Annotated in this window: 18 protein-coding genes and 1 tRNA gene; 7 read left to right on the forward strand and 12 right to left on the reverse strand. The window is 67.4% G+C overall.

Annotated elements, in window-relative coordinates; translation table 11 throughout:
• Positions 1–22: 22 nt before the first annotated feature.
• Positions 23–1,105, reverse strand: a complete 1,083-nt coding sequence (gene pheS / locus BW981_RS03675) for a phenylalanine--tRNA ligase subunit alpha (RefSeq protein ID WP_076436279.1) — start codon at positions 1,103–1,105, stop codon at positions 23–25.
• A 108-nt stretch (positions 1,106–1,213) separates the two neighbouring features.
• On the opposite strand from pheS, the gene BW981_RS03680 reads away from it, so the two are divergent.
• Entirely contained in the window at positions 1,214–1,975 is a 762-nt protein-coding gene (locus tag BW981_RS03680; RefSeq protein WP_244560203.1) for an LOG family protein, read from the forward strand.
• Positions 1,976–2,062: 87 nt separating this feature from the next.
• Here BW981_RS03680 and rplT read toward each other — a convergent pair whose 3' ends face one another.
• The 5 genes from rplT to BW981_RS03705 all read right to left on the reverse strand — a co-directional run bounded on the left by rplT (position 2,063) and on the right by BW981_RS03705 (position 7,518).
• Positions 2,063–2,437: a 50S ribosomal protein L20 gene (gene rplT / locus BW981_RS03685; RefSeq protein WP_076436282.1), complete on the reverse strand. Its 375-nt coding sequence runs from the start codon at positions 2,435–2,437 to the stop codon at positions 2,063–2,065.
• Between the two features lie 28 nt (positions 2,438–2,465).
• Positions 2,466–2,666, reverse strand: a complete 201-nt coding sequence (gene rpmI / locus BW981_RS03690; RefSeq protein WP_038361062.1) for a 50S ribosomal protein L35 — start codon at positions 2,664–2,666, stop codon at positions 2,466–2,468.
• A 178-nt stretch (positions 2,667–2,844) separates the two neighbouring features.
• Positions 2,845–5,418: a chemotaxis protein CheW gene (locus BW981_RS03695; RefSeq protein ID WP_175624030.1), complete on the reverse strand. Its 2,574-nt coding sequence runs from the start codon at positions 5,416–5,418 to the stop codon at positions 2,845–2,847.
• Positions 5,419–5,623: 205 nt separating this feature from the next.
• Entirely contained in the window at positions 5,624–6,166 is a 543-nt protein-coding gene (gene infC / locus BW981_RS03700; protein WP_076436814.1) for a translation initiation factor IF-3, read from the reverse strand.
• A 134-nt stretch (positions 6,167–6,300) separates the two neighbouring features.
• Entirely contained in the window at positions 6,301–7,518 is a 1,218-nt protein-coding gene (locus BW981_RS03705) for a glycosyltransferase family 4 protein (protein ID WP_076436284.1), read from the reverse strand.
• A 108-nt stretch (positions 7,519–7,626) separates the two neighbouring features.
• Here BW981_RS03705 and BW981_RS03710 point away from each other — a divergent pair, with 108 nt between their 5' ends.
• Positions 7,627–8,403, forward strand: coding sequence for an alpha/beta hydrolase (locus tag BW981_RS03710; RefSeq protein ID WP_076436285.1), 777 nt, complete (start codon positions 7,627–7,629; stop codon positions 8,401–8,403).
• An 8-nt stretch (positions 8,404–8,411) separates the two neighbouring features.
• Here the strand turns inward: BW981_RS03710 and BW981_RS03715 are convergent, their stop codons facing one another.
• The 5 genes from BW981_RS03715 to BW981_RS03740 all read right to left on the reverse strand — a co-directional run bounded on the left by BW981_RS03715 (position 8,412) and on the right by BW981_RS03740 (position 10,997).
• A complete protein-coding gene (locus BW981_RS03715) occupies positions 8,412–8,678 on the reverse strand; it encodes a BQ00720 family protein (protein ID WP_076436287.1) in 267 nt (88 codons plus the stop codon).
• Between the two features lie 107 nt (positions 8,679–8,785).
• Positions 8,786–9,214 carry an Hsp20 family protein gene (locus BW981_RS03720; RefSeq protein WP_076436816.1) on the reverse strand — a complete coding sequence of 143 codons (429 nt, stop codon included), beginning with the start codon at positions 9,212–9,214 and terminating at the stop codon, positions 8,786–8,788.
• A gap of 171 nt (positions 9,215–9,385) precedes the next feature.
• Positions 9,386–9,462, reverse strand: a tRNA-His gene (locus tag BW981_RS03725).
• 132 nt (positions 9,463–9,594) lie between these two features.
• Positions 9,595–10,479, reverse strand: a complete 885-nt coding sequence (locus tag BW981_RS22270) for a phasin family protein (protein WP_083712122.1) — start codon at positions 10,477–10,479, stop codon at positions 9,595–9,597.
• A 98-nt stretch (positions 10,480–10,577) separates the two neighbouring features.
• The gene (locus tag BW981_RS03740) at positions 10,578–10,997 is read right to left on the reverse strand and encodes a phasin (RefSeq protein ID WP_076436292.1); all 420 of its coding nucleotides are present in this window, start codon (positions 10,995–10,997) and stop codon (positions 10,578–10,580) included.
• Positions 10,998–11,217: 220 nt separating this feature from the next.
• Here BW981_RS03740 and BW981_RS03745 point away from each other — a divergent pair, with 220 nt between their 5' ends.
• Entirely contained in the window at positions 11,218–14,193 is a 2,976-nt protein-coding gene (locus tag BW981_RS03745) for a sensor histidine kinase (RefSeq protein WP_076436294.1), read from the forward strand.
• Positions 14,194–14,269: 76 nt separating this feature from the next.
• On the opposite strand, the gene mgtE is transcribed toward BW981_RS03745, so the two are convergent.
• Positions 14,270–15,637 carry a magnesium transporter gene (mgtE, locus tag BW981_RS03750; protein WP_076436296.1) on the reverse strand — a complete coding sequence of 456 codons (1,368 nt, stop codon included), beginning with the start codon at positions 15,635–15,637 and terminating at the stop codon, positions 14,270–14,272.
• A gap of 330 nt (positions 15,638–15,967) precedes the next feature.
• Here mgtE and BW981_RS03755 point away from each other — a divergent pair, with 330 nt between their 5' ends.
• The 4 genes from BW981_RS03755 (at position 15,968) to BW981_RS03770 (ending at position 19,359) form a co-directional block, all read left to right on the forward strand.
• Positions 15,968–16,630 (forward strand): glutathione S-transferase family protein, encoded by a 663-nt coding sequence (locus BW981_RS03755; RefSeq protein WP_076436298.1) that lies wholly within the window; start codon positions 15,968–15,970, stop codon positions 16,628–16,630.
• A gap of 172 nt (positions 16,631–16,802) precedes the next feature.
• A complete protein-coding gene (locus BW981_RS03760) occupies positions 16,803–17,723 on the forward strand; it encodes a DMT family transporter (RefSeq protein WP_244560204.1) in 921 nt (306 codons plus the stop codon).
• A 134-nt stretch (positions 17,724–17,857) separates the two neighbouring features.
• Positions 17,858–18,844 (forward strand): LysR family transcriptional regulator, encoded by a 987-nt coding sequence (locus tag BW981_RS03765; protein WP_076436300.1) that lies wholly within the window; start codon positions 17,858–17,860, stop codon positions 18,842–18,844.
• Positions 18,841–19,359, forward strand: coding sequence for a tripartite tricarboxylate transporter TctB family protein (locus BW981_RS03770; RefSeq protein WP_083712123.1), 519 nt, complete (start codon positions 18,841–18,843; stop codon positions 19,357–19,359). The genes BW981_RS03765 and BW981_RS03770 overlap by 4 nt, the downstream gene beginning before the upstream one ends.
• Positions 19,360–19,363: the final 4 nt, after the last annotated feature.

Raw genomic sequence — 19,363 nt, forward strand, 5'->3', positions numbered from 1 at the left:
GCCCTCTGCTGTGCTGTCGCCGTCATGACGAGAGGCCGCCCGTCAGCGTCGGCAGGTCGAGCGGGCGGAAGCCGTAATGGGCGAGCCAGCGCACATCCGCCTCGAAGAAGGGGCGCAGATCCGGCATGCCGTATTTCAGCATGGCAATGCGGTCGATCCCCATGCCCCAGGCGAAGCCCTGGTAGATTTCCGGGTCCAGCCCGCAATTCCTCAGCACGTTCGGGTGGACCATGCCGCAGCCGAGGATTTCGAGCCAGTCGTCGCCCTCGCCGAAGCGGATTTCACCGCCCTTGCGCGAGCACTGGATGTCGACCTCCATCGAGGGCTCGGTGAAGGGGAAGAAGGACGGGCGCAAGCGCATCTTCACGTCGTCAATTTCGAAGAACGACTTGCAGAATTCCTCGAGGATCCACTTCAGGTGACCGAGATGGGCTTGTCTGTCGATCACCAGCCCCTCGACCTGATGGAACATCGGTGTGTGGGTCTGGTCGGAATCGTTGCGGTAGGTGCGCCCCGGGCAGATCACGCGGATCGGCGGCTCCTGGGCGAGCATGGTGCGGACCTGCACCGGCGAGGTGTGGGTGCGCAGCAGCTTGCGCTCGCCATTCGCGTCCGGCGCGAAGAAGAAGGTGTCGTGCATTTCCCGCGCCGGATGGCCGACGGGGAAATTCAACTTGGTGAAGTTGAGGTCGTCGGTCTCGACATCCGGCCCTTCGGCGATGGTGAAGCCCATATCGCCGAAGATCGCGGTGATCTCGTCGATCACCTGGGTGATGGGGTGGATGCGCCCGCGCGACTCGGGTCCCTCCTGCACTGGCAGCGAGACGTCGACGCGCTCCGAAGCGAGCCGGGCTTCCAGCGCCGCCTCGCCGAGAGCCTCCTTGCGGGCGACGATCGCGGTTTGCACACGGTCGCGCAGGCCGTTGATCAGCGGCCCCTTCTCCTTGCGCTCATCGGGCGTCATGCCGCCCAGAGTCTTCAGCAGGGCCGAGATCGAGCCCGATTTGCCGAGCGCGCCGATGCGCACATCCTCGACGGCTGCCTCGTTGGCGGCGGCGTCGATCGCGGCGAGAACATCGCGTTCCAGGGTGGCAAGATCGGTCATGAACAGGTCGCAAGCGTTTGGAGGCGTCGGAACCGGCGCGTTCTAGCGGGAACGACGGGGTTATGCCAGAGCGGACCGACACTTTGCCGACGGATGCAGGAGGACGAAATGCCCGACAACACAGCCCAGAAGGAATCGCCCTCCTACCGTCTGGCTGCCCTCGATCCCGATTTCATCCTCGGCGATTCCACGCGGGGCGCCCGCTTCATGCTGGAATACCAGAAGGCGGAGGACAGCCTGCGGGCGCGCGGCGTCGTCTCGACGATCGTCGTGTTCGGCTCGGCACGGGTGCGCGAGGGCGACCCGCGCTACGAGGCCGCGCGCGAATTCGCGCATATTGCCTCGGTGCGGGGCGGCGCGCTGAGGGACGGAGAGGCCGGCCGCGACCACGTCATCGCGACCGGGGGCGGTCCGGGCATCATGGAAGCCGCCAACCGCGGCGCGACGGAAGCCGGGGCGCTCTCGATCGGCTTCAACATCACGCTCCCGCACGAGCAGGAGCCGAATGCCTGGTCGACGCCGGACCTGACCTTCCGCTTCCACTATTTCGCGATGCGCAAGATGCATCTGGCGATGCGTGCCGCGGCGCTGGTCGTCTTTCCCGGCGGCTTCGGCACGCTGGACGAACTCTTCGAGATCATGACGCTGGTGCAGACCGGGAAGATGCGGGCGGTGCCGATCGTGCTGTTCGATTCGTCCTATTGGAAGGGGCTGGTGAATCTCGACACGATGCTGGAGGCCGGCTTCATCCGCGCGCAAGACCTCAAGCTGTTCTCCTATGCCGATACGCCGGACGAGGCGTATCAGTGCATCGTCAGCCGCGCGGGCGACGGCTGGCACCCGCCGCAGAACGGCAGCGTGCAGAGCTGAAGCGCTCGCAATGACGGGGAAGCGACCGCCAACAAAAAAGGCCGGCGTTTCCGCCGGCCTCTTCTGAAATCAAACGGCCAAGCCCGCTCAGGCGGCCTTGGCTTCGGCGCCCAGCGCGCCCTTGACCGTCTCCACGACCGCGGCGAACGAGGCCGCATCGTCGATGGCCATGGCCGACAGGGTCTTGCGGTCCAGCTCGATGCCGGCCTTGATCAGGCCGCCGATGAAGACCGAATAGGTCAGGCCGTGCTCGCGCACCGCAGCGTTCAGACGCTGGATCCAGAGCGCGCGGAAGGTGCGCTTCCGGTTCTTGCGGTCGCGATAGGCGTACTGCATCGAGCGATCGACGGCCGCCTTGGCGGCGCGGATCGTGTTCTTGCGACGGCCGTAGAAGCCCTTCGCAGCCTTGAAAACTTTCTTGTGCTTGGCGTGGGACGTTACGCCCCGTTTCACGCGAGCCATGTCATGATCTCCGGTGTGTCAGGAAGCGTCAGCCGTTGGGGAGGAAGTACTTCTTCACGTTGGCCGCATCGCCCTCGAAGAGGGTCGTCGTGCCGCGGTGATTGCGGATCTGCTTGTTGGTCCGCTTAATCATCCCATGACGCTTGCCGGCCTGGGCGTAGAGCACCTTGCCGGTACCGGTGATCTTGAACCGCTTTTTGGCGGCCGATTTGGTCTTCATCTTGGGCATTTCGGCTCCTATCGGTCATAGGCCCGCGCGCCTTGCGGCGGCTTCGGCCAGTTCTTGCTTTCAGGAAGCAAAGATCGACCGCCACGGCAGCCCTTATCAGCCGGGCGATCGAAGGACGCGCGTATCGCAGAAAAGCCGGCTTGTGGCAAGAGCCGGCGAACGGCCGCCGGCCGATCCGTCACTCGGCCGCGTGGACCAGCGCGCGGGCCTCGGTCTCCAGCCGCACGCCGAGCCTTTCGGCATCGAGCAGAAGCAGCATGCCGCGGGCGCCGCCCGCGACGGAGTCGGACGCCACAAGTCCACGAGCGGGCACGTCGAAACGGCCCCCCATTTCGCGGAGCGGCTGGATCTCGTTTTCGGCGATCTCGGGAATCGGCCCCAGCGCATCGACCACCAGACCGAAGGTCCGCCCCGCAGCCTTCACGATCACGATCTGACGCTCCTCCGCCTCGCCTGCCTCGAAGCCGAGCATCCGGTCCAGCCGCAGCACGGGCACCGGCTCGCCCTCATGCAGCTTGTAGCCGGCCAGAAGGCCGTCCGGCGCGCGGCGCGCAGAGGGCTTGAGATCGGCGAAGTCCACCGCCTCCACCACCTGCCCGGCGCCGACGCCGAGCCAGTGGCGCCCGATATCGAAGGTCGCGGCCTCGAAGGTCACGGCGCCCTCGGGACGACGCAGTGCTGGCTGGGCATGTCCGGCCGCGCCGCCGCCGCGCATCACCCGCGGCTGCGCCGCCGCGGCGGCTTCTCCCAGCGGCACGGCGCAGATCGCCATCGCATCAGGTTGATGACCGTCGCTGGTCCTGTACTCGCGATAGCCCTTCGAGAAGGCGGCCCCAATGGCGAAAAAGCGCCCGCCGATACGGCGGATCGTCGCCATGTCGCCATCCCTCGCCAGAGCGGCCGGGTCGATCGCGAAGGGGCTGGCTGCGCCGACGGCGAATCCAGGCTCGGTCGAGGAGAGAACGCGGCCATCGCGGCCGACCAGCAGGGCGAAGCCGCCCGGAAGCGGCTGCCCGGAATCGTCGGCGGGCAGGCAGTCGTTCAGGATCGCGGCAAATTGCGGGGTGGCGTCGAAGACGATCGCGATGCCGCCGATCGCACGGCCTGCCTCGTCCTGCACGGCGGCGGCGTAGATCAGCGTCGCCGCCTCGCCATAGAGCGGGGACGGCTCGAAGCCCGACACGACATAATGTTGACCGGAGCGCAGCGCGAGCGTGCGCGCGACCCACTCCTCCTTCAGCGTGACGCCGATCCAGCCGGACTGGTCTGGCTGCGAGACCGCCACGACCATCCCCTGCGCATCGAAGAGGATCAGGTTGGTGTAGACGGTATAGAGCGCATTGATCGTCGCAAGGGTCTTGCCGCAGAGCTGGGCCATCTCGCGGGAGGGCGATGCGAGCGCACGGGCGAAGGTCGCGTTCAGCGCCCACCAGCGGCAATCATTGGCGCGCTCGTAGAGATTGCGGTCCATGACATCGATCGCCAGCGCTGCGCGCGACCGGCATTTGCCGAGCATGGCGGCCACGACGGTGCGATGCAGCTCCCGGATCGAGGCGTCGCAGGCCTCCTGGGTCTTGCGGCCCGCATCCGAAATTTCCCAGAGCAGGATCTTGGAGAAGGCGGCGTTGGCATGGGCGGAGCCGGCCTGCCGGATCGAACCGTTCCAGACGGCGCGGTTGAGGTTGCTCTGGATCGCGGCGGCCTGCCGGGAAACGGTCTTCAAGGCCGGCGGGAACAGCTCGGACCGGCTGGTGACGGCGCCCAGCACCTGCTCGTCCATTTCGGCGGCCGGCCCATCCTCCGCATCGAAGGCCGCCTCCAGCGGCACCAGGCCCAGCCCCAGCCAGCCGGGGCCGGCATAACCCTGATAGGGCGCCGGCCGGCAGGCCACGGCGAGATAGCGGCGCCCGCCGAGCCGCAGAATCGGTGCGCGCCCCCGGAGATCCGCGGTCGCGACGCGCAGCCCGCGCGGCATTTGCAGCGGACAGGAACCCGCCACGACCCGCCCCTCGGGCGTGACGCAGCCAAGCACGGTCCAATCAGCTTCCGGCAGAAGCTTCCGGAAAATCCCGGCCATCTCGTCGGCAAGCCGGAAGACCAGCACCAGCACGCCGAGCGGCCGGCCGGCCTGCCCCTCCACCCGCCAGGCATAAAGAAGCTCGTTGGTCTCCGAGACGAAGTCGGCGGGGCCGTAATGCTCGACATAGGCCCCGGCGGAGTTGAGCGCCTCGCCGATCACCGGATGCAGGATCTGGCCAGACGGATGCTCCGTCAGGCGGGCCTTGACCGTCCCCGCACCATCCACCAGCACGATATCGGCATAGACCGAATATTTGGCGACGTAGTCGCGGAAGCGCGCCTCGATCCGGGCGCGTGCGGCGCCATCCTCAGTGCCCTGCTCGAGAAACTCCCGGATGTCCGTGTCGGCAGCGAGGAAGCCGATATCCGCGGTCCGCTCGAACAGGTTGCGCACCAGCAGGTCGATCGCATTCTGCGCCTTGGTGCGCAGCTCGGCCACGACCTTGTCGCGCGTCGCGACCGCAAGATGCCCCAGCAGTTCGGTGGTCAGGCGGGAGAAGGCGGTTCGCGTTCCCTCCATCTCGGTCGCACCACCGGACAATTGCCCCAGGAGCGTCAGCGTATCCCAGGAAGCCTGCAGGCGATCGAAGGTCTGACGATAGTCGTCGACCGAGCGCATATGCCGGATCAGTTGCGCGAGGCGCCGCTCTTCCGGTCCGATGATATCCAGCACGCCAGCCTCGACCGATAGCCAACGGAAGCGCCGAGGCCTCAGCCTATCCTTCCGTGACGTTAGGAGATCATCTTGCCGCGTGATTCGCATCGGGCGCCGGCCTGCCGGAACGCACAAATTTGCGGCATCCGCTACACAGTTGCACAACGAAAAACCCCGACCATAAGGCCGGGGCTCATCATACTGCCTGAAGGCCTGACGCGGCTCAGCGCGGCGCCAGCACCATCACCATCTGGCGACCTTCGAGCTGCCAGTCGCTCTCGACCTTGGCGACCTCTGCGGTATCGACCTTGACCCGTTCGAGCACCTTCACGCCGAGATCCTGGTGCGCCATTTCGCGGCCGCGGAAGCGCAGGGTGACCTTTACCTTGTCGCCTTCCTCGAAGAAGCCGTGCATCGCCTTCATCTTCACCTCGTAATCGTGGGTGTCGATGCCGGGACGCAGCTTGATCTCCTTGATCTCGATGGTGCGCTGCTTCTTGCGCGCCTCGGCCGCCTTCTTCTGCTCGAGAAAGCGGAAGCGGCCATAGTCGAGAATCTTGCAGACGGGCGGCACGGAGTTCGGGGCGATCTCGACGAGGTCGAGACCGGCATCCTCGGCGATCTTCAGCGCATCGAAGAACGACACCACGCCACGGTTGGCGCCGGTATCGTCGATGAGCTGAACTTCGCGAACGCCGCGAATGTCGCGGTTCGAGCGGGGACCTTCCTTAACCGGGGTCGGGGCTGCGCGGTACGGACGACGAATGGGGTCTTCTCCTGAATATGGCGCTTCAGGCGCCGATGGCTGAGACACATTGCACAAAGACGCGCGTTGTCAATGGATGACGCTGGCAGATCGGCCAGCAGCGGCTGTTCTGGCGCCGCCCGATACCAGCCGCGTCAGCGTCCAAGCAACGCGCAATAAACGTCGAGGGTTTCCGCCACCATCGCTTCCAGCGAGAAATGGCGCTCGACATGGGTTCGCGCGCGGCGCGCCAGCGCGTCCCGCGCGGACGGGCGCAGCGCCAGGACCTCTTCCAGTCCGGCAGCCAGCGCGGCGGCATCGCCCGGCGGCACGCGCCAGCCGGTCCGCTCGCCCGGAGCGACCTGCGGCGGCGCGAGCACCGTCTCCGGCACGGCGCCGAGATCGGAAACGACGACGGGCGTGCCCATCGCCTGTGCCTCCACCGCGACACGGCCGAAAGCTTCCGGATCGGTCGAAGGCACCGCGACGACGGCTGCCGACAACATCGCCGCCGGCATGTCGCTGCAATGGCCGACTCGGCGCACTCGCCCCTCGAGCCCGGCCTTCGCAATCAACCCGTCGAGCTCCTTCACATAGCCGTCGCGGCCCTGGGCGTCGCCGGCGAGAATGAAGGCGGTCTCGACATCGCCGCCATCGCGCATGATGCGCGCGGCCTCGATCAGCACCCGCTGGCCCTTCCAGCTCGTCAGCCGGCCGGGCAGCAGAACGATCCGCTGATGCGGCTCGACGCCCCAGGCCCGGCGCAGCGCCTGTACCCGCTCTGACGTGACCGCGGCCGGCGCGAAGGCGGAGAAATTGGTGCCGCGGTTGACCACGCGGACGCGATCTCGCGCCATCGGATGCTTCGCCAGGATCAGGCCGGCGGTGTAGGCGGAATTGGCGATGACGACGTCGCCGCGCGCCATCACCGAATTATAGAGCGTCTTGACCGCCGAACGGCTGTTGTAGGAGCCGTGATAGGTGGTGACGAAAGGCAGCTTGAGCAGGCGCGCGGCTGCCAGCGCGACCCAGGCGGGGGCCCGGGAGCGCGCGTGGACCAGATCGACGGCCTCCTCCCGGCACAGCTCGACGAGCTTGCGCACATTGAGCGCCATGCCGACGGGATTCTTCGTGGCGGCCGGAAAGGGCAGCCAGACGCCGCCCTTGGCCTGCAATTCCGCAACGAGCCGGCCGCCCTCCGTTGCGACGACGGCGCGCGCGCCCACCTCCGTCAACCCCTTGGCGATATCGACGGCGGTGCGCTCGGCGCCGCCGGCTTCCAGCTCCGGGATGATCTGCAGAATCGTGCGTCCGGCGAGCGGATGCGTCTCGGTCGACGGCAGCGAAAGATGGGCACCCGGCTTGAAGGTCATGCGCTCGATGATCTGGACTTCCGTTGTTGCGGGCGACTATGCCCCTGTCCGAAAGAGGCCGCAGCCTCGAATTGCTCTTCGCACCCGATTCGCCACAGGAGATTTGCCTTGGAGCGCCAGCCACCACAATGGCTCGATGTCGGCGGAGCCTCGTCGCAGCGGCGCCTGGCCTATCTCCAGCAGGAGGGTGACGGGGCGCCCGTCGTCTGGCTCGGCGGATTCCGCTCCGACATGCGGGCCACCAAGGCTGAAGCGCTGGCGCAGTGGGCTTCGGCACAAGGCCGCGCCTTCCTGCGATTCGACTATGGCGGCCATGGCGAAAGCGAAGGCGCCTTCGCCGACTTTACCCTCTCAGACTGGCTCTCCGATGCACTGGCCGCGATCGAGAGCCGCTGCGACCGGCCGCCGATCCTCGTCGGATCGTCGATGGGCGGATGGATTGCGCTGCTGACGGCACGGCGCCTCCTCGGCACCGCAAGGCAGCCGGCAGGGCTCGTGCTGATCGCGCCCGCGGTGGATTTCACCGAAGAGCTGATGTGGGCGCAGATGCCCGATTCGATCCGCAGGACGATCATGGAAGAAGGCGCCTGGCAGCGCGCTTCCGAGTATTCTTCCGAGCCCACGCCGATCACGCGGGGGCTGATCGAGGACGGGCGCCGGCATCTCCTGTTCGGCAGCCAGATCAGCCCCGGCTGCCCTGTCCATATCCTCCAGGGCATGCGCGACCCTGACGTGCCCTGGCGCCAGGCCGTTAAGCTGGTCGAGCATCTGGTGGGGGATCCGGTCGTGCTGACGCTGGTCAAGGATGGCGACCACCGCCTGTCAACGCCGGAGGACCTGACGCGGCTCATCGCCGCGGTCGCCGGAATAGCGACCGCAGCCTGAGCGCTCCGTCAGTGGACGCTGACCATCTTGAGGTCGTGTTCCCAGGCGTTGGCGGTCGCAGCCTCGCGGGTGTCGGTCACCAGGATCGGCGCCCCATCGGCCGAAAGCAGCGTGTAGAGATGCAAGCCCGGCTCGATCTTCGGCGCGTGCGGGTAAAGCCGCATCAATTCGTCCGAGGTCATCGGCTTGACATAGGCGACCTCTCCTGCGCCCAGCGCTGCGAATTCAGCGGGGGTCAGCGGGTCGTTCTGCGTGAAAGTCCTGTCCTGTTTCATCGCGCCCTCCTTCCGAGCAGTGCGAATGCGGTTCGATACTGCGCCTTCAAAAATGAACAGATGCGTAAACCGCCTCGCACCCTTCACATTCGGGCCATCCGACCCTTCTAGTCTCGGCTCACGATATCGATACGCCGGACGAGCCGTTCCGGTTCCGGCCTGACCAGATCGATGGCAAGCAGGCCGTTCGAAAGATCCGCGCCCATCACCTGCATGCCGTCCGCCAGCAGAAAGCTGCGCTGGAACTGGCGCGCGGCGATGCCGCGGTGCAGGAATTGGCGGTTCTTGTCGTCGCTTTGACGCCCGCGGATGGTCAGCTGGTTTTCCTCCAGCGTGATCTCGAGCTGCTCGCGGGCAAAGCCCGCCACGGCCAAGGTGATCCGAAGCCGGTCAGGCTCGGCCTCCGTCCGGGGCATACGCTCGATGTTATAGGGCGGATACCCTTCGCTGGCGCCTTTGGTCACCCTGTCGAGCGCCCGCTCGATATCGTCGAAGCCGAGCAGGAACGGGTGCGACAGGCTAGGCGTACGCGTCATCCGGAAGCCCTCGAAAGGCGCCTCGTCAATCATCGGGACCCGCCGCCGGGCAGCATCCCGCAAGCGCAAGGCGAACCCTTCCGCTCGAAAAGGATATGGCGAGGAAACCGCCGGGGTTCAAGACCGGCGGCTCGAACACCTCAACGAGAGGCCGGCGGAGTTCCGGAAGAATGGTACAGCCACCCCGGCTTGAACGGGGGACCTCTAGATCCACAATCTAGCGCTCTAACCAACTGAGCTATGGCTGCCCATCAGGCGCGTGAGGACCTGCCGCTCACGGCGATCCCCAGCGGCGCGGAACCTAGTGCCGACGCTGCGCTTTTGCAACCGGGGAATTTGCCTGCCCCCGGATAAAACGCGGCAAGCGGGGCCAGCGGGCTTCAGTCCTTTTTCAGGGCCCCGCTGGCGATGCGGGCGAGTTCCTTGAGATGCTCGGCGTAGGATTCGAAGCTGCGGCGAACCGCCTTGGCCTGCAGCGCGATCGCCTCGGAGGCGCTGTTGCTGCGCGCGAGCTTCTCCGCGTCTCCGATCGTCGCATCGAACTGGGTGCAGGCATGGTCGAGCATCGTGGCCTGAAGGGCCCCGAAGGCGCGCGCCATCGTCAGGGCCTGGCTCATCACGGCATCGCTCGTCAGTGCGGCAACCTCCGGTAGACGCGGCGGCGGCAGTTCGCCGAGCAAGGTCGGCTTCGCCTCGGGCGCAGCAGGTTTCGCCTCTCGCGGCGCAGACTCGCTTTCAGGCGATGTCGGCTCGATGCCGGGCTTGGCGGCGGGGACAGCAGCGACCGGCGGCTGCGATTCCGGCCTGGCGGCGGGCGCCGCCGTTTTGCTCGTGGTTGCTGCCGCAGGGGCACTCGCCTTTGGCGCATCGGCCTCAGGCTTCGGTGTCGCGAGCGCCTCGGGCGGCCTGGCCGCTGGTGCATCGACAGGTGCAGCCGTCGCCGCAACACGCGGAGCGGTCGCCTTGGCAGCGCTTGCAGGCTTGGCGGCCTTTGGTGCGGTGGCCGCCGATCTGGGCGCCGTCGCCTTGGCGGCGGAAGGCGCAGCAGCAGCGACGGGCGCGGCCGCCGCGGGCTTGGCTGCGGCCTTCGGCATCGGCGCAGACGAGCCGGATACCGGCGGCTTGGGCTTGGGCTTGGGGTCGGGGTTCGGCGTCGGAGCCGTTGCGACCGGGGCCTTGCGCTCCGCACCGGAACCCAGCGCCTTGACCGGCGCGAGGCTCACGGGAGCCCTGGACTTGGTCCGGGTGGGGGGCGGTTTGGCCATCTCGTCGCTCCTCAAGCTTGAAACGGGTTACGGCCGGGACAGCCCCGGCCGCATGCCTTGCGACAGCGAACGCCGCCCGAAGGCGGCGCCGCAGAGGCTCAGCGCGGCTTGGTCGCCGCCTTGGTGACGGTTTCTGCCGCCTTGGAGGCCGCATCGGCCGCCTGGCCGGCTGCATCATGAGCCGCGGCGCCCATCTCCTTGAGCTGGGACTGCAGCGAGGACATCTGCGCCTTCAGAAACTCCGACTGGTGCTGCATCACCTCGGTGAGGTCCTTCGACTTCACCAGCTTCTGGGCCAGTTCAAAGGCGGCGGCGACGTTGTTCTCGGCGTAGGCGATGGCCTTGCGGGTGGCCTCGTGAGTGCTCAGGCGGGCCGTCTCGGCGGAGCCGTGGGCGCTGTCCACAGCCTTCTGGGCAGCGCCCATGAACCCGTCGAAAGCCTTGCGGGCCTGATCCACGCTGCGCTCGGCGAACTCGCGCATCTCGGTGGGCACTTCATAGGGAAGCTTGCCGTTCATGGGGGACTCTCCTTAGTACAGGCAGAACCGATTTATTGTGCACTGCAATAACATTGCTGCGCCGCAGTGACAATCGCGTGACGACGCCCGCTGCCGGCGATGTTAACGCTATTTCGACGCGAAGCGGGAGAGCCCTCTTTGGTTCCATGGATTCCTGTGCGTTTGGCGTCTATTAAGGGTCTGTTATCCATAACGACGCGGATCGAACGAGCGCACGGGCATGAGCGAAGCCGGACAGGACTGGGCGCGACGGGGCGCGGCGGCGGATGAGGATCCGGCGCTGAGGGCCTTTGCGGCCGGCGGCGCGCTGCTGCTGTGGGACGCCGAGAGCCACGTCTTCGGTTATGCCAACGCCCCGGGAGAGGCGCTGCTGGGAGGCAAGGCTGCGCAGGCCATCCTGCCTTCGCCGACACGCCAACGCCTTGCTTTGCTCGCAAGCGGCCTCGCATCGCCCGCCGGCATCCGGATGGAACGCCTGCGGCTGACGCCGAGCTTCGCCGCCCTCGCCCTCACCTGCGGCTGCAAGCTCATCTCCGTGCCTGGATCGGCCGATGTGCTGGCCATCGCGGTTCCGGCGTCGGAACTGCGACGGCTTGGGATCAGTCTGCCGGGTCCCGTCCTGGCCACGCGACCCGAATCGGCTTCTCCGGCGGAGACGCCCCCCGCTCCCGCGGCCCCAGTGTCTCAAGCGCCCCTCCCGGCCACGATTCGCTTCCTCTGGCAGAGCGATGCCGAAGGCCGTCTGACCAAGGTCTCGGACGCCGTCGCGGTGCTGGCCGGCGCGGAGGCTGCATCGCGCCTTGTCGGGCAGCGCTGGAGCGAACTCCTCGGCCGCAACCTGTTCGATCACGAGGGTGGGCTTCTCGACCGGCTCGGCAACGCCGCGACGTGGAGTGGGCATACCGTGCTGTGGCGGACATCGACGCCGGGCGAGGCCGCTCCCGTCGAGCTGTCGGGCGTGCCGGTCTTCGACGTGGACCGGCAATTGGCCGGCTTCCGCGGCTTCGGGCTGGCAAAGCTCAGCGAGCGCGGCCCGCTGCCAGAACAACCTGATGCCGCCCTCGAGCCGCCATCTGTCGGGCCGGAAGCGGTGGATGTGAACGTGCCTGAGCCGGCTGCCGCCGCTGAGGCAGAGGCGAAGACGGCTGGGGCCGATACCGTCGAGCCCGAGGGTGCCGCGCAGCACGCTCCGGCCATCGCCGATATGGTGCCGGCCGAGCCTTTCGATGCGCCCGGCGAAACGGCTGCCCAGGACGACGAGCAGGGTGAGCGCGCCGAAGCCCCCGAGACCGAGCAGGATTCCGAGCCGCTGGCGGCGGAAGCTCCCGCCGAAGACGAAGCGGCTGCCGAGCCACCTGTCGCTGCTGCCCCGGAGCCGGCCCAGGAACCCGATGTCGCGCCCGGCAACATCGTCCCGCTGCGGCACGGGCAGCTTGCGATCCGCCCGGTGCTGGAGCCGTCCAAGACGAATCTCAGCTCGGCCGAGCGCAATGCGTTCCGCGAGATCGCCAAGGCGCTCGGCGCGAGGCTGGCCGAGGACGGACCGGTCTCCGAGCCGCGCCTGCCCCCCGTCGCACCGCTGCGCGTGAAGGAGCGCGAGGCGAAGGAGGCCGATGCAGCCTCGGCGGCCGTTGCGCCGCCAGCTCCGCTGCGTCAGCGCAATGCCCATGCCGACCTGCTCGACCGGCTGCCGATCGCGGTTCTGGTCAGCCGCGGCGAAGAGGCGCTCTACGCCAACCGCACCCTGCTCGACCTGCTCGATTACGCCGATCTCGACGATCTGCGGTCTGCCGGCGGAGTGAGCCGCCTGATCAAGGAGGCGGCGCGCAGCGGCGGTGGCGCCATGAAGCTGATCGACCGGCTGAACCACCTGGTCAGCGTGGATGCGGCCCTCTCAAGCATCGAGTGGCAGGAGGAGCCCGCGATGCTGATGGCCTTCCGCCATCCCGATGGTGGCGGGGAAGTGCCGGTGCTGACGCCCGAAGAGGCGGAGGAGGCGGAGCTTGCCGCCGAATTCGAGGCCGAGGAAGCGGAGGCGGCCGCCCGCGTCGAGGCCCTGCGGCTCGACGCCGAGGTGCGCGACGGGCGTATCGCCGAGCTCACCGCGATGCTCGACACCGCCACGGACGGTGTCGTCACCGTCGACGACCGCGGGCGCATCCTGTCGCTCAACAAGGCCGCCGAGGCGCTGTTCGGCTATGACCAGCGCGAGGTGACCGGCGAACTGCTGACCCTGCTTTTCGCCAATGAAAGCCATGCCCCTGCCCTCGACTATCTCGAGGGGCTGAAAGGCGGCGGCGTCGCCTCTGTCCTCAACGACGGGCGCGAGGTCTTCGGCCGGGTGCGACAGGGCGGCAAGATCCCGCTGTTCATGACCATGGGCCAGATCGCCCACGGTGCGGAATCACGCTTCTGCGCGGTGCTGCGCGACATCACCGCCTGGAAGAAGACCGAGGGCGAGCTGGTCGATGCCCGCAAGGCGGCCGAGCTGGCAAGCGCCCAGAAGTCCGACGTGCTGGCCAAGATCAGCCATGAGATCAGGACGCCGCTCAACGCCATCATCGGCTTCGCCGAGGTGATGGCGGAGGAGCGCTTCGGGCCGATCGGCAACGAGCGCTACAAGGAGTATCTGCGCGACATCCACCAGTCGGGCGGCTACGTCATCAGCCTCGTCAACGATCTGCTCGATCTGGCCAAGATCGAGGCCGGCAAGCTCGATCTCGATTTCGTCAGCGTCAGCCTGAACGATATCGCCCTCTCGACGGTCGCCCTGCTCCAGCCTGAGGCGCAGCGCGGACGGGTGGTGCTGCGCTCGGGGCTTTCGCCGAAGCTGCCGCCGGTGGTGGCCGATGAGCGCTCGATCCGCCAGATCACGATCAACCTGCTCTCCAACGCGGTGAAGTTCACCGATGCCGGAGGCCAGGTGATCATCTCCACGGCGCTGGGCGACCAGGGCGAGGCGATCCTGCGGGTGCGCGACACCGGAATCGGGATGGACGACGACGAGCTGAAGCTTGCGCTGGAGCCCTTCCGGCAGGTGCCGACGACGCGCCGCTCGGGCGGCACGGGCCTCGGACTGCCGCTGACCAAGGCGCTGGTCGAGGCCAACCGCGCGGCCATGTCGATCACCAGCGTCAAGAAGGAAGGCACTCTGGTGGAGATCACCTTCCCGCCGCAGCGGGTGCTGGCGAGCTAGCGCCGGCCGAGTTCTGGCCGAACCGCAACCGTCGTCGCGGGCGTGCCCGGGACGACGGGATTGGAGACTGAGCTGCTCACAGAAGCGTGCCGCGCAGGATCATGGCCGCGACGCCGAAATAGATGATGAGGCCGGTGACATCGACCATCGTCGCCACCAGCGGCGCAGAGGCGCTGGCGGGGTCGAAGCCCAGCCGCTTCAACAGGAAGGGCAGCATCGAGCCCATCATCGAGCCGAAGGTGACGATGCCGATCAGCGCGCAGCCGACCGTGGCTGCGACGAGCGCCCAGTGCGGTCCGTAATCGTAGAAGCCGAGCCATTGCCACAGCGCGATACGCGCGACGCCGATGGTGCCGAGGATCGAGCCCAGCACCAGGCCTGACGGCAGTTCGCGCAGGATCACCTTCCACCAATCCTTCAGGCTGATCTCGCGCAGGGCCAGCGCCCGGATGATGAGCGAGGTCGCCTGCGAGCCGGAATTGCCGCCGGAGCTCATGATCAGCGGGATGAACAGGGTCAGCACGATCGCCTTCTCGAGCTCGGACTCGAAGACCTGCATGGCCGAGGCGGTGAGCATCTCGCCGATCAGCAGGATGGAGAGCCAGCCGGCGCGCTTGCGGATCATCCGCGCGAAGCCGATCTCGTTATAGGGCTCGTCGAGCGCCTCCATGCCGCCGAGCTTCTGCACGTCCTCGGTGGTCTCGTCGATCATCGCATCGATGACGTCGTCGACCGTGACGATGCCGATGACATGATCGGACGCGTCGACGACCGGCACGGCGAGCAGGTTGTATTTCGAGATCAGCCGCGCGACGTCCTCGCGGTCCGTCTCGGCCGCGACGGTGATCGGCTTGTGCTCGAAGCCGGCGGAGGCGACCGGCGCGGCGGGATCGGCGCTGATCAGCCGGCGCAGGGAGGCCGAGCGCACCAGCTTGTGCGTCAGCGGATCGAGCACATAGATCGCGTAGACCGTCTCGCGCGAGCGCTCGACGCGGCGGATATGGTCGAGCGTCTGCTGCACCGTCCAGCTCGACGGCACGCTGACGAACTCGGTCGTCATGATCGATCCGGCGCTGTGCTCGGGATAGGCGGAAAGCTGCTCCAGCTCCGAATGCGTCTTGCGGTCGATCAGCGCGCCGATCCCGCTGCGGAACGGCTCCTCCAGCTCCTCGAAAACGTCGGCGGCACGGTCGGCCGACATCGCCTGCAGGAAGGCGGCGGCACGGGCCTCCGGCAGGAGCGAGAGGACCTCTGGGGTCTCGGCGAATTCGGGCTGGTCGAGCACCTCTACGGCGCGCTCGAAGGGCAATTCCAGCAGGATGCGCGCGACGGTGGGGTTGTCCTGCTCGTTCAGCGTCTCGACGATGTCGGCGACGTGTTCCTGGGCGAGCGTCTTCGCCAGCGTGACCGCGAGGAGGTCAGGGGCGAGATGGGTATCGGTCATGGCTCTTGTCCTTGCGATCGGCCGTCCGGGGCCGGTCGCAAGGGCTGAGCCGGGTCCCCGGATCAGCCGCGCAGAGCGGCAGCAGACGGCTTCGACTGTCGACTGGGACTGTCGGTTGGCATCGGGGTTGGTTGTCCTGTGAGAGCCGGCCGCAAGGGCCGGCGTGGCTGCCAATGCACCTGCGCCGATCCGTCGTCAAACCATTTTTTCCGCGGTGCGGCATGCATCGCCGCGCTTGGTTCCCGCGGCTCTGCTCACCTATGGTAGCGGCTCGCAATCGGCCCCGTTCGAAGGCCGCATCCGTCACACCGCCTGGCAGGAAACGCTCCGATGACCCTGACGATCTATGGCTGCTATCGCTCCCGCGCCACGCGCGTGGTCTGGCTGGCGAACGAGCTCGGCCTGTCCTTCGAGCATGTGCCGGTGGTCCAGGCCTATCGCCTCGCCGATCCGCAGGCGAGCGACGCGCCGCTGCACACGCGCCACCCGGACTTCCTGGCCGTGAACCCGAACGGCCACATTCCCAGCATCGACGATGACGGCTTCAAGCTGCACGAATCCCTGGCGATCAACCTCTATCTCGCCCGCAAGCATGGCGGCCCGCTGGCGCCGAAGGATGCGCAAGAGGAAGGGCTCGCCGTGATGTGGTCGCTCTGGGCGGCGACCGAATGCGAGACCCACGCGCTCAATCTGCAGTTTCACCTCGCAGCCTACCCGCCGGAGAAGCGCAAGCCAGAGCTGGTCGAGGCGGCGCTGTCGGCGCTTCCAGGTCCCTTCGCGGTGCTCGATCGCACGCTCGCCGAAGGAGGTGGCTATGTGATGGGCGGCAGGTTCACCGTGGCCGACATCAACGTCGCGGAGATCATCCGCTACGCCAAGCCCGCGACCGCGCTCTTCGAGGCCGCACCGCATGTGAAGGCCTGGCTCGACGCCTGTCATTCCCGCCCCGCCTTCAAGGCGATGTGGCAGGCGCGCGAGGCAGAGCCGGCCTGAGCCTTCGCACGGAGGCGGACAGGAAACGGGTAGGGCACGACGGCGGAGGGGCATAACCCTCCCCGCAGGCCCCATCCTTAGAGACACTGCTGACTCGGCGCGTCTTGATGACGGCCTAGGCCCCCAAAGGGTGCCGAAGCCCTGCCAACCGACGTCAAACCGGCGAGCCGCCATGACCGACAGCACCTCCCGCCCCAACGCCATGGATGCGAGCGACTGGCTGCTCCTGCTGGTGCTCTCGCTGCTCTGGGGCGCCTCGTTCTTCTTCGGCAAGATCGCCGTCGCACAATGGCCGCCGCTGGCGGTGGTGCTGGCCCGGGTCGGGCTGGCCTCGGTCACGCTGCTGCTCGTCGTCAGGCTGTCGGGACTGTCGATGCGTGTCGGCCGGCCCATGTGGCTCGGCTTCTTCGGCATGGGGCTGCTCAACAACCTGATCCCGTTCGGGCTCATCTTCTGGGGCCAGACGCAGATCGGGAGCGGGCTGGCCTCGATCCTGAACGCGACCACGCCCCTTTTCGGCGTGGTGGTCGCTCATCTGTTCGGCGGCGAGAAGGCGAGCGGGACCAAGATCGCCGGCGTCGCCGCCGGGCTCGCCGGTGTGGCGATCCTGATGGGGCCCGATGCGATCGGAGGAGTCGGCGGAGCGCTGCTGCCGCAGATCGCCTGTCTCGGCGCCGCCCTGTCATACGGCTTCGCCGCGCTCTATGGCCGGCGGTTCCGGGCACTGCCACCGCTGGTGACGGCAACGGGCCAGGTCACCGCGACGACGCTGATGAGCATCCCGCTCGTGCTGGTCTTCGCGCCGCCCTGGTCGCTGCCGGTGCCGAATTCGCAGACGGTGCTCGCGCTGCTCGGCCTCGCCTTCCTGTCGACCGCCCTCGCCTATGCGATCTTCTTCCGGATCATGCGGCGGGCCGGCGGCACGAACGTCACGCTCGTGACCTTCCTGATCCCAGTCAGCGCCATCCTGCTGGGCACCCTCTTTCTCGGCGAAGCGCTGCTGCCGCGGCATGTTTTCGGCATGGCGGCGATCGGCATCGGCTTGGCCCTGATCGACGGCCGCGCCCTTCGCCGCCGCCGGGCTATTGCTTAGCAATTATGTTTAGCCAGAGATTATTGCTTAATAATTATGAATTCCTGTAGTGTCGACTAACCGGCCGCAGTCGTTCACGGCTCAGCCGAGGACTGAGATATCGCAACAAGCGATACCGGGGACAGGGGACGCCGATGGATGTGCGACAGCTGCGATGTTTCATCGCGGTCGCCGAAGAGCTGCATTTCGGCCGCGCTGCCGAGCGGCTGAGCATCGCGCCGCCTGCCCTCTCCCGGCAGATCAGCGCCCTCGAGGATGAGCTCGGGGTCAATCTCCTGACCCGCACGACCCGTCAGGTCGCTCTGACCCGCGCCGGCCTGATCATGCTGGAAGAGGCCAAGGGAATCCTGGTCAAGATGGAGCATGCTTCGCGCGCCGTCCGCGAGGCCTCGCTGGCTTCAGGCAAGGTGCTGCGCGTCGGCGCCATCGACGCGGCCTCGTCGAGCTTCGTGCCGGAAGCGCTGATGACCTTCCGCGAGCGCTTCCCCGGCACCGAGATCAAGTTCGTCGAGGCGATGACGACGGCGCTGGTCCAGATGCTCGAGGCCGGCAAGCTCGATCTCGCCCTCGTCCGCCCGCCGCGCAAGCCGACCGATTGCGCCTTCGAGATCCTGCGCGTCGAACGGCCCATCGTCGTGCTGAACGAGAAACACCCGCTCGCCGCGCGCGACCACCTGACCATGCTCGACCTCGTCGGCGAGCCTTTCGTCGTGCCCTCCAAGCGCGCCCGGCCCTATGCCTACGACCTCGTCATGTCCTATTTCGAGAGCGTCGGGGCCGTGCCCAACGTCACCATCGAAGCGACCGAGAAGCCGGCGATGATGTCGGCCGTCGCGGCAGGGCTCGGCATGGCGCTGGCTCCTGACTGGGTGTCACGGCTGAGCTTTCCGGGCGTGACGCTGCGGCGGCTGCGCGGAGCCCTGCTCGATCCGCCGCCGCCCGGCGCGCTGATCGGCGTGGCCTGGCGCCCGCAGCAGAAGCTGCCGCCCCGCGACGACTTCCTGTCCATCCTGCGGGAGAGCGTGACGCTGATCGAGGAGCGCCACGTCCTGCCCTACTCAAGATCCGCCCAGCCGAGACAGGCGGAGCGATACGAAGCGATAGCCGGAGGAGCCCGATGAGTTTGAACCAGATCGAACGCGGGCAAGGCCTGCGCATCCGCTCGACGCAGGACCTCGCCGGAGGCCTGTTCATGATCGTGCTCGCTCTGGGCGCCTTTGCCTTCTCATGGGATCTTTCGGCCGGCACGCTGCGGCAGCTCGGCCCGGGCATGCTGCCCAAGGCCTTCGCGGTGATCTGCGGCGTCCTCGGCCTGATGCTGGTGTTCTGCTCGCTGCGCTATGAGGGCGAGGCGCTGTCCGGCTGGTCCTGGAAGGGCGTGTTCTTCGTCCTCGGCGGCGCCTGCCTGTTTGCCCTGACGATCCGCGGCTTCGAGATCGGACCGATTAGCGTGCCTGCGCTCGGCCTGCTCGTCTCCGGCCCGCTGCTGATCCTTTATGCCGGACTCGCCGCCGACGATCTCAACCTGAAGCAGCTCGTGATCTTCGCGATCGCGATGTCGGCGGCCTGCATCGCGCTGTTCAAATACGCGCTGAGCCTGCCGATCCCGCTCGCCCCCTGGCTTCTGGGAATCTGAGCGA

The organism is Allobosea sp. TND4EK4, assembly GCF_900156025.1.
Classification (GTDB): Bacteria; Pseudomonadota; Alphaproteobacteria; order Rhizobiales; family Beijerinckiaceae; genus Allobosea.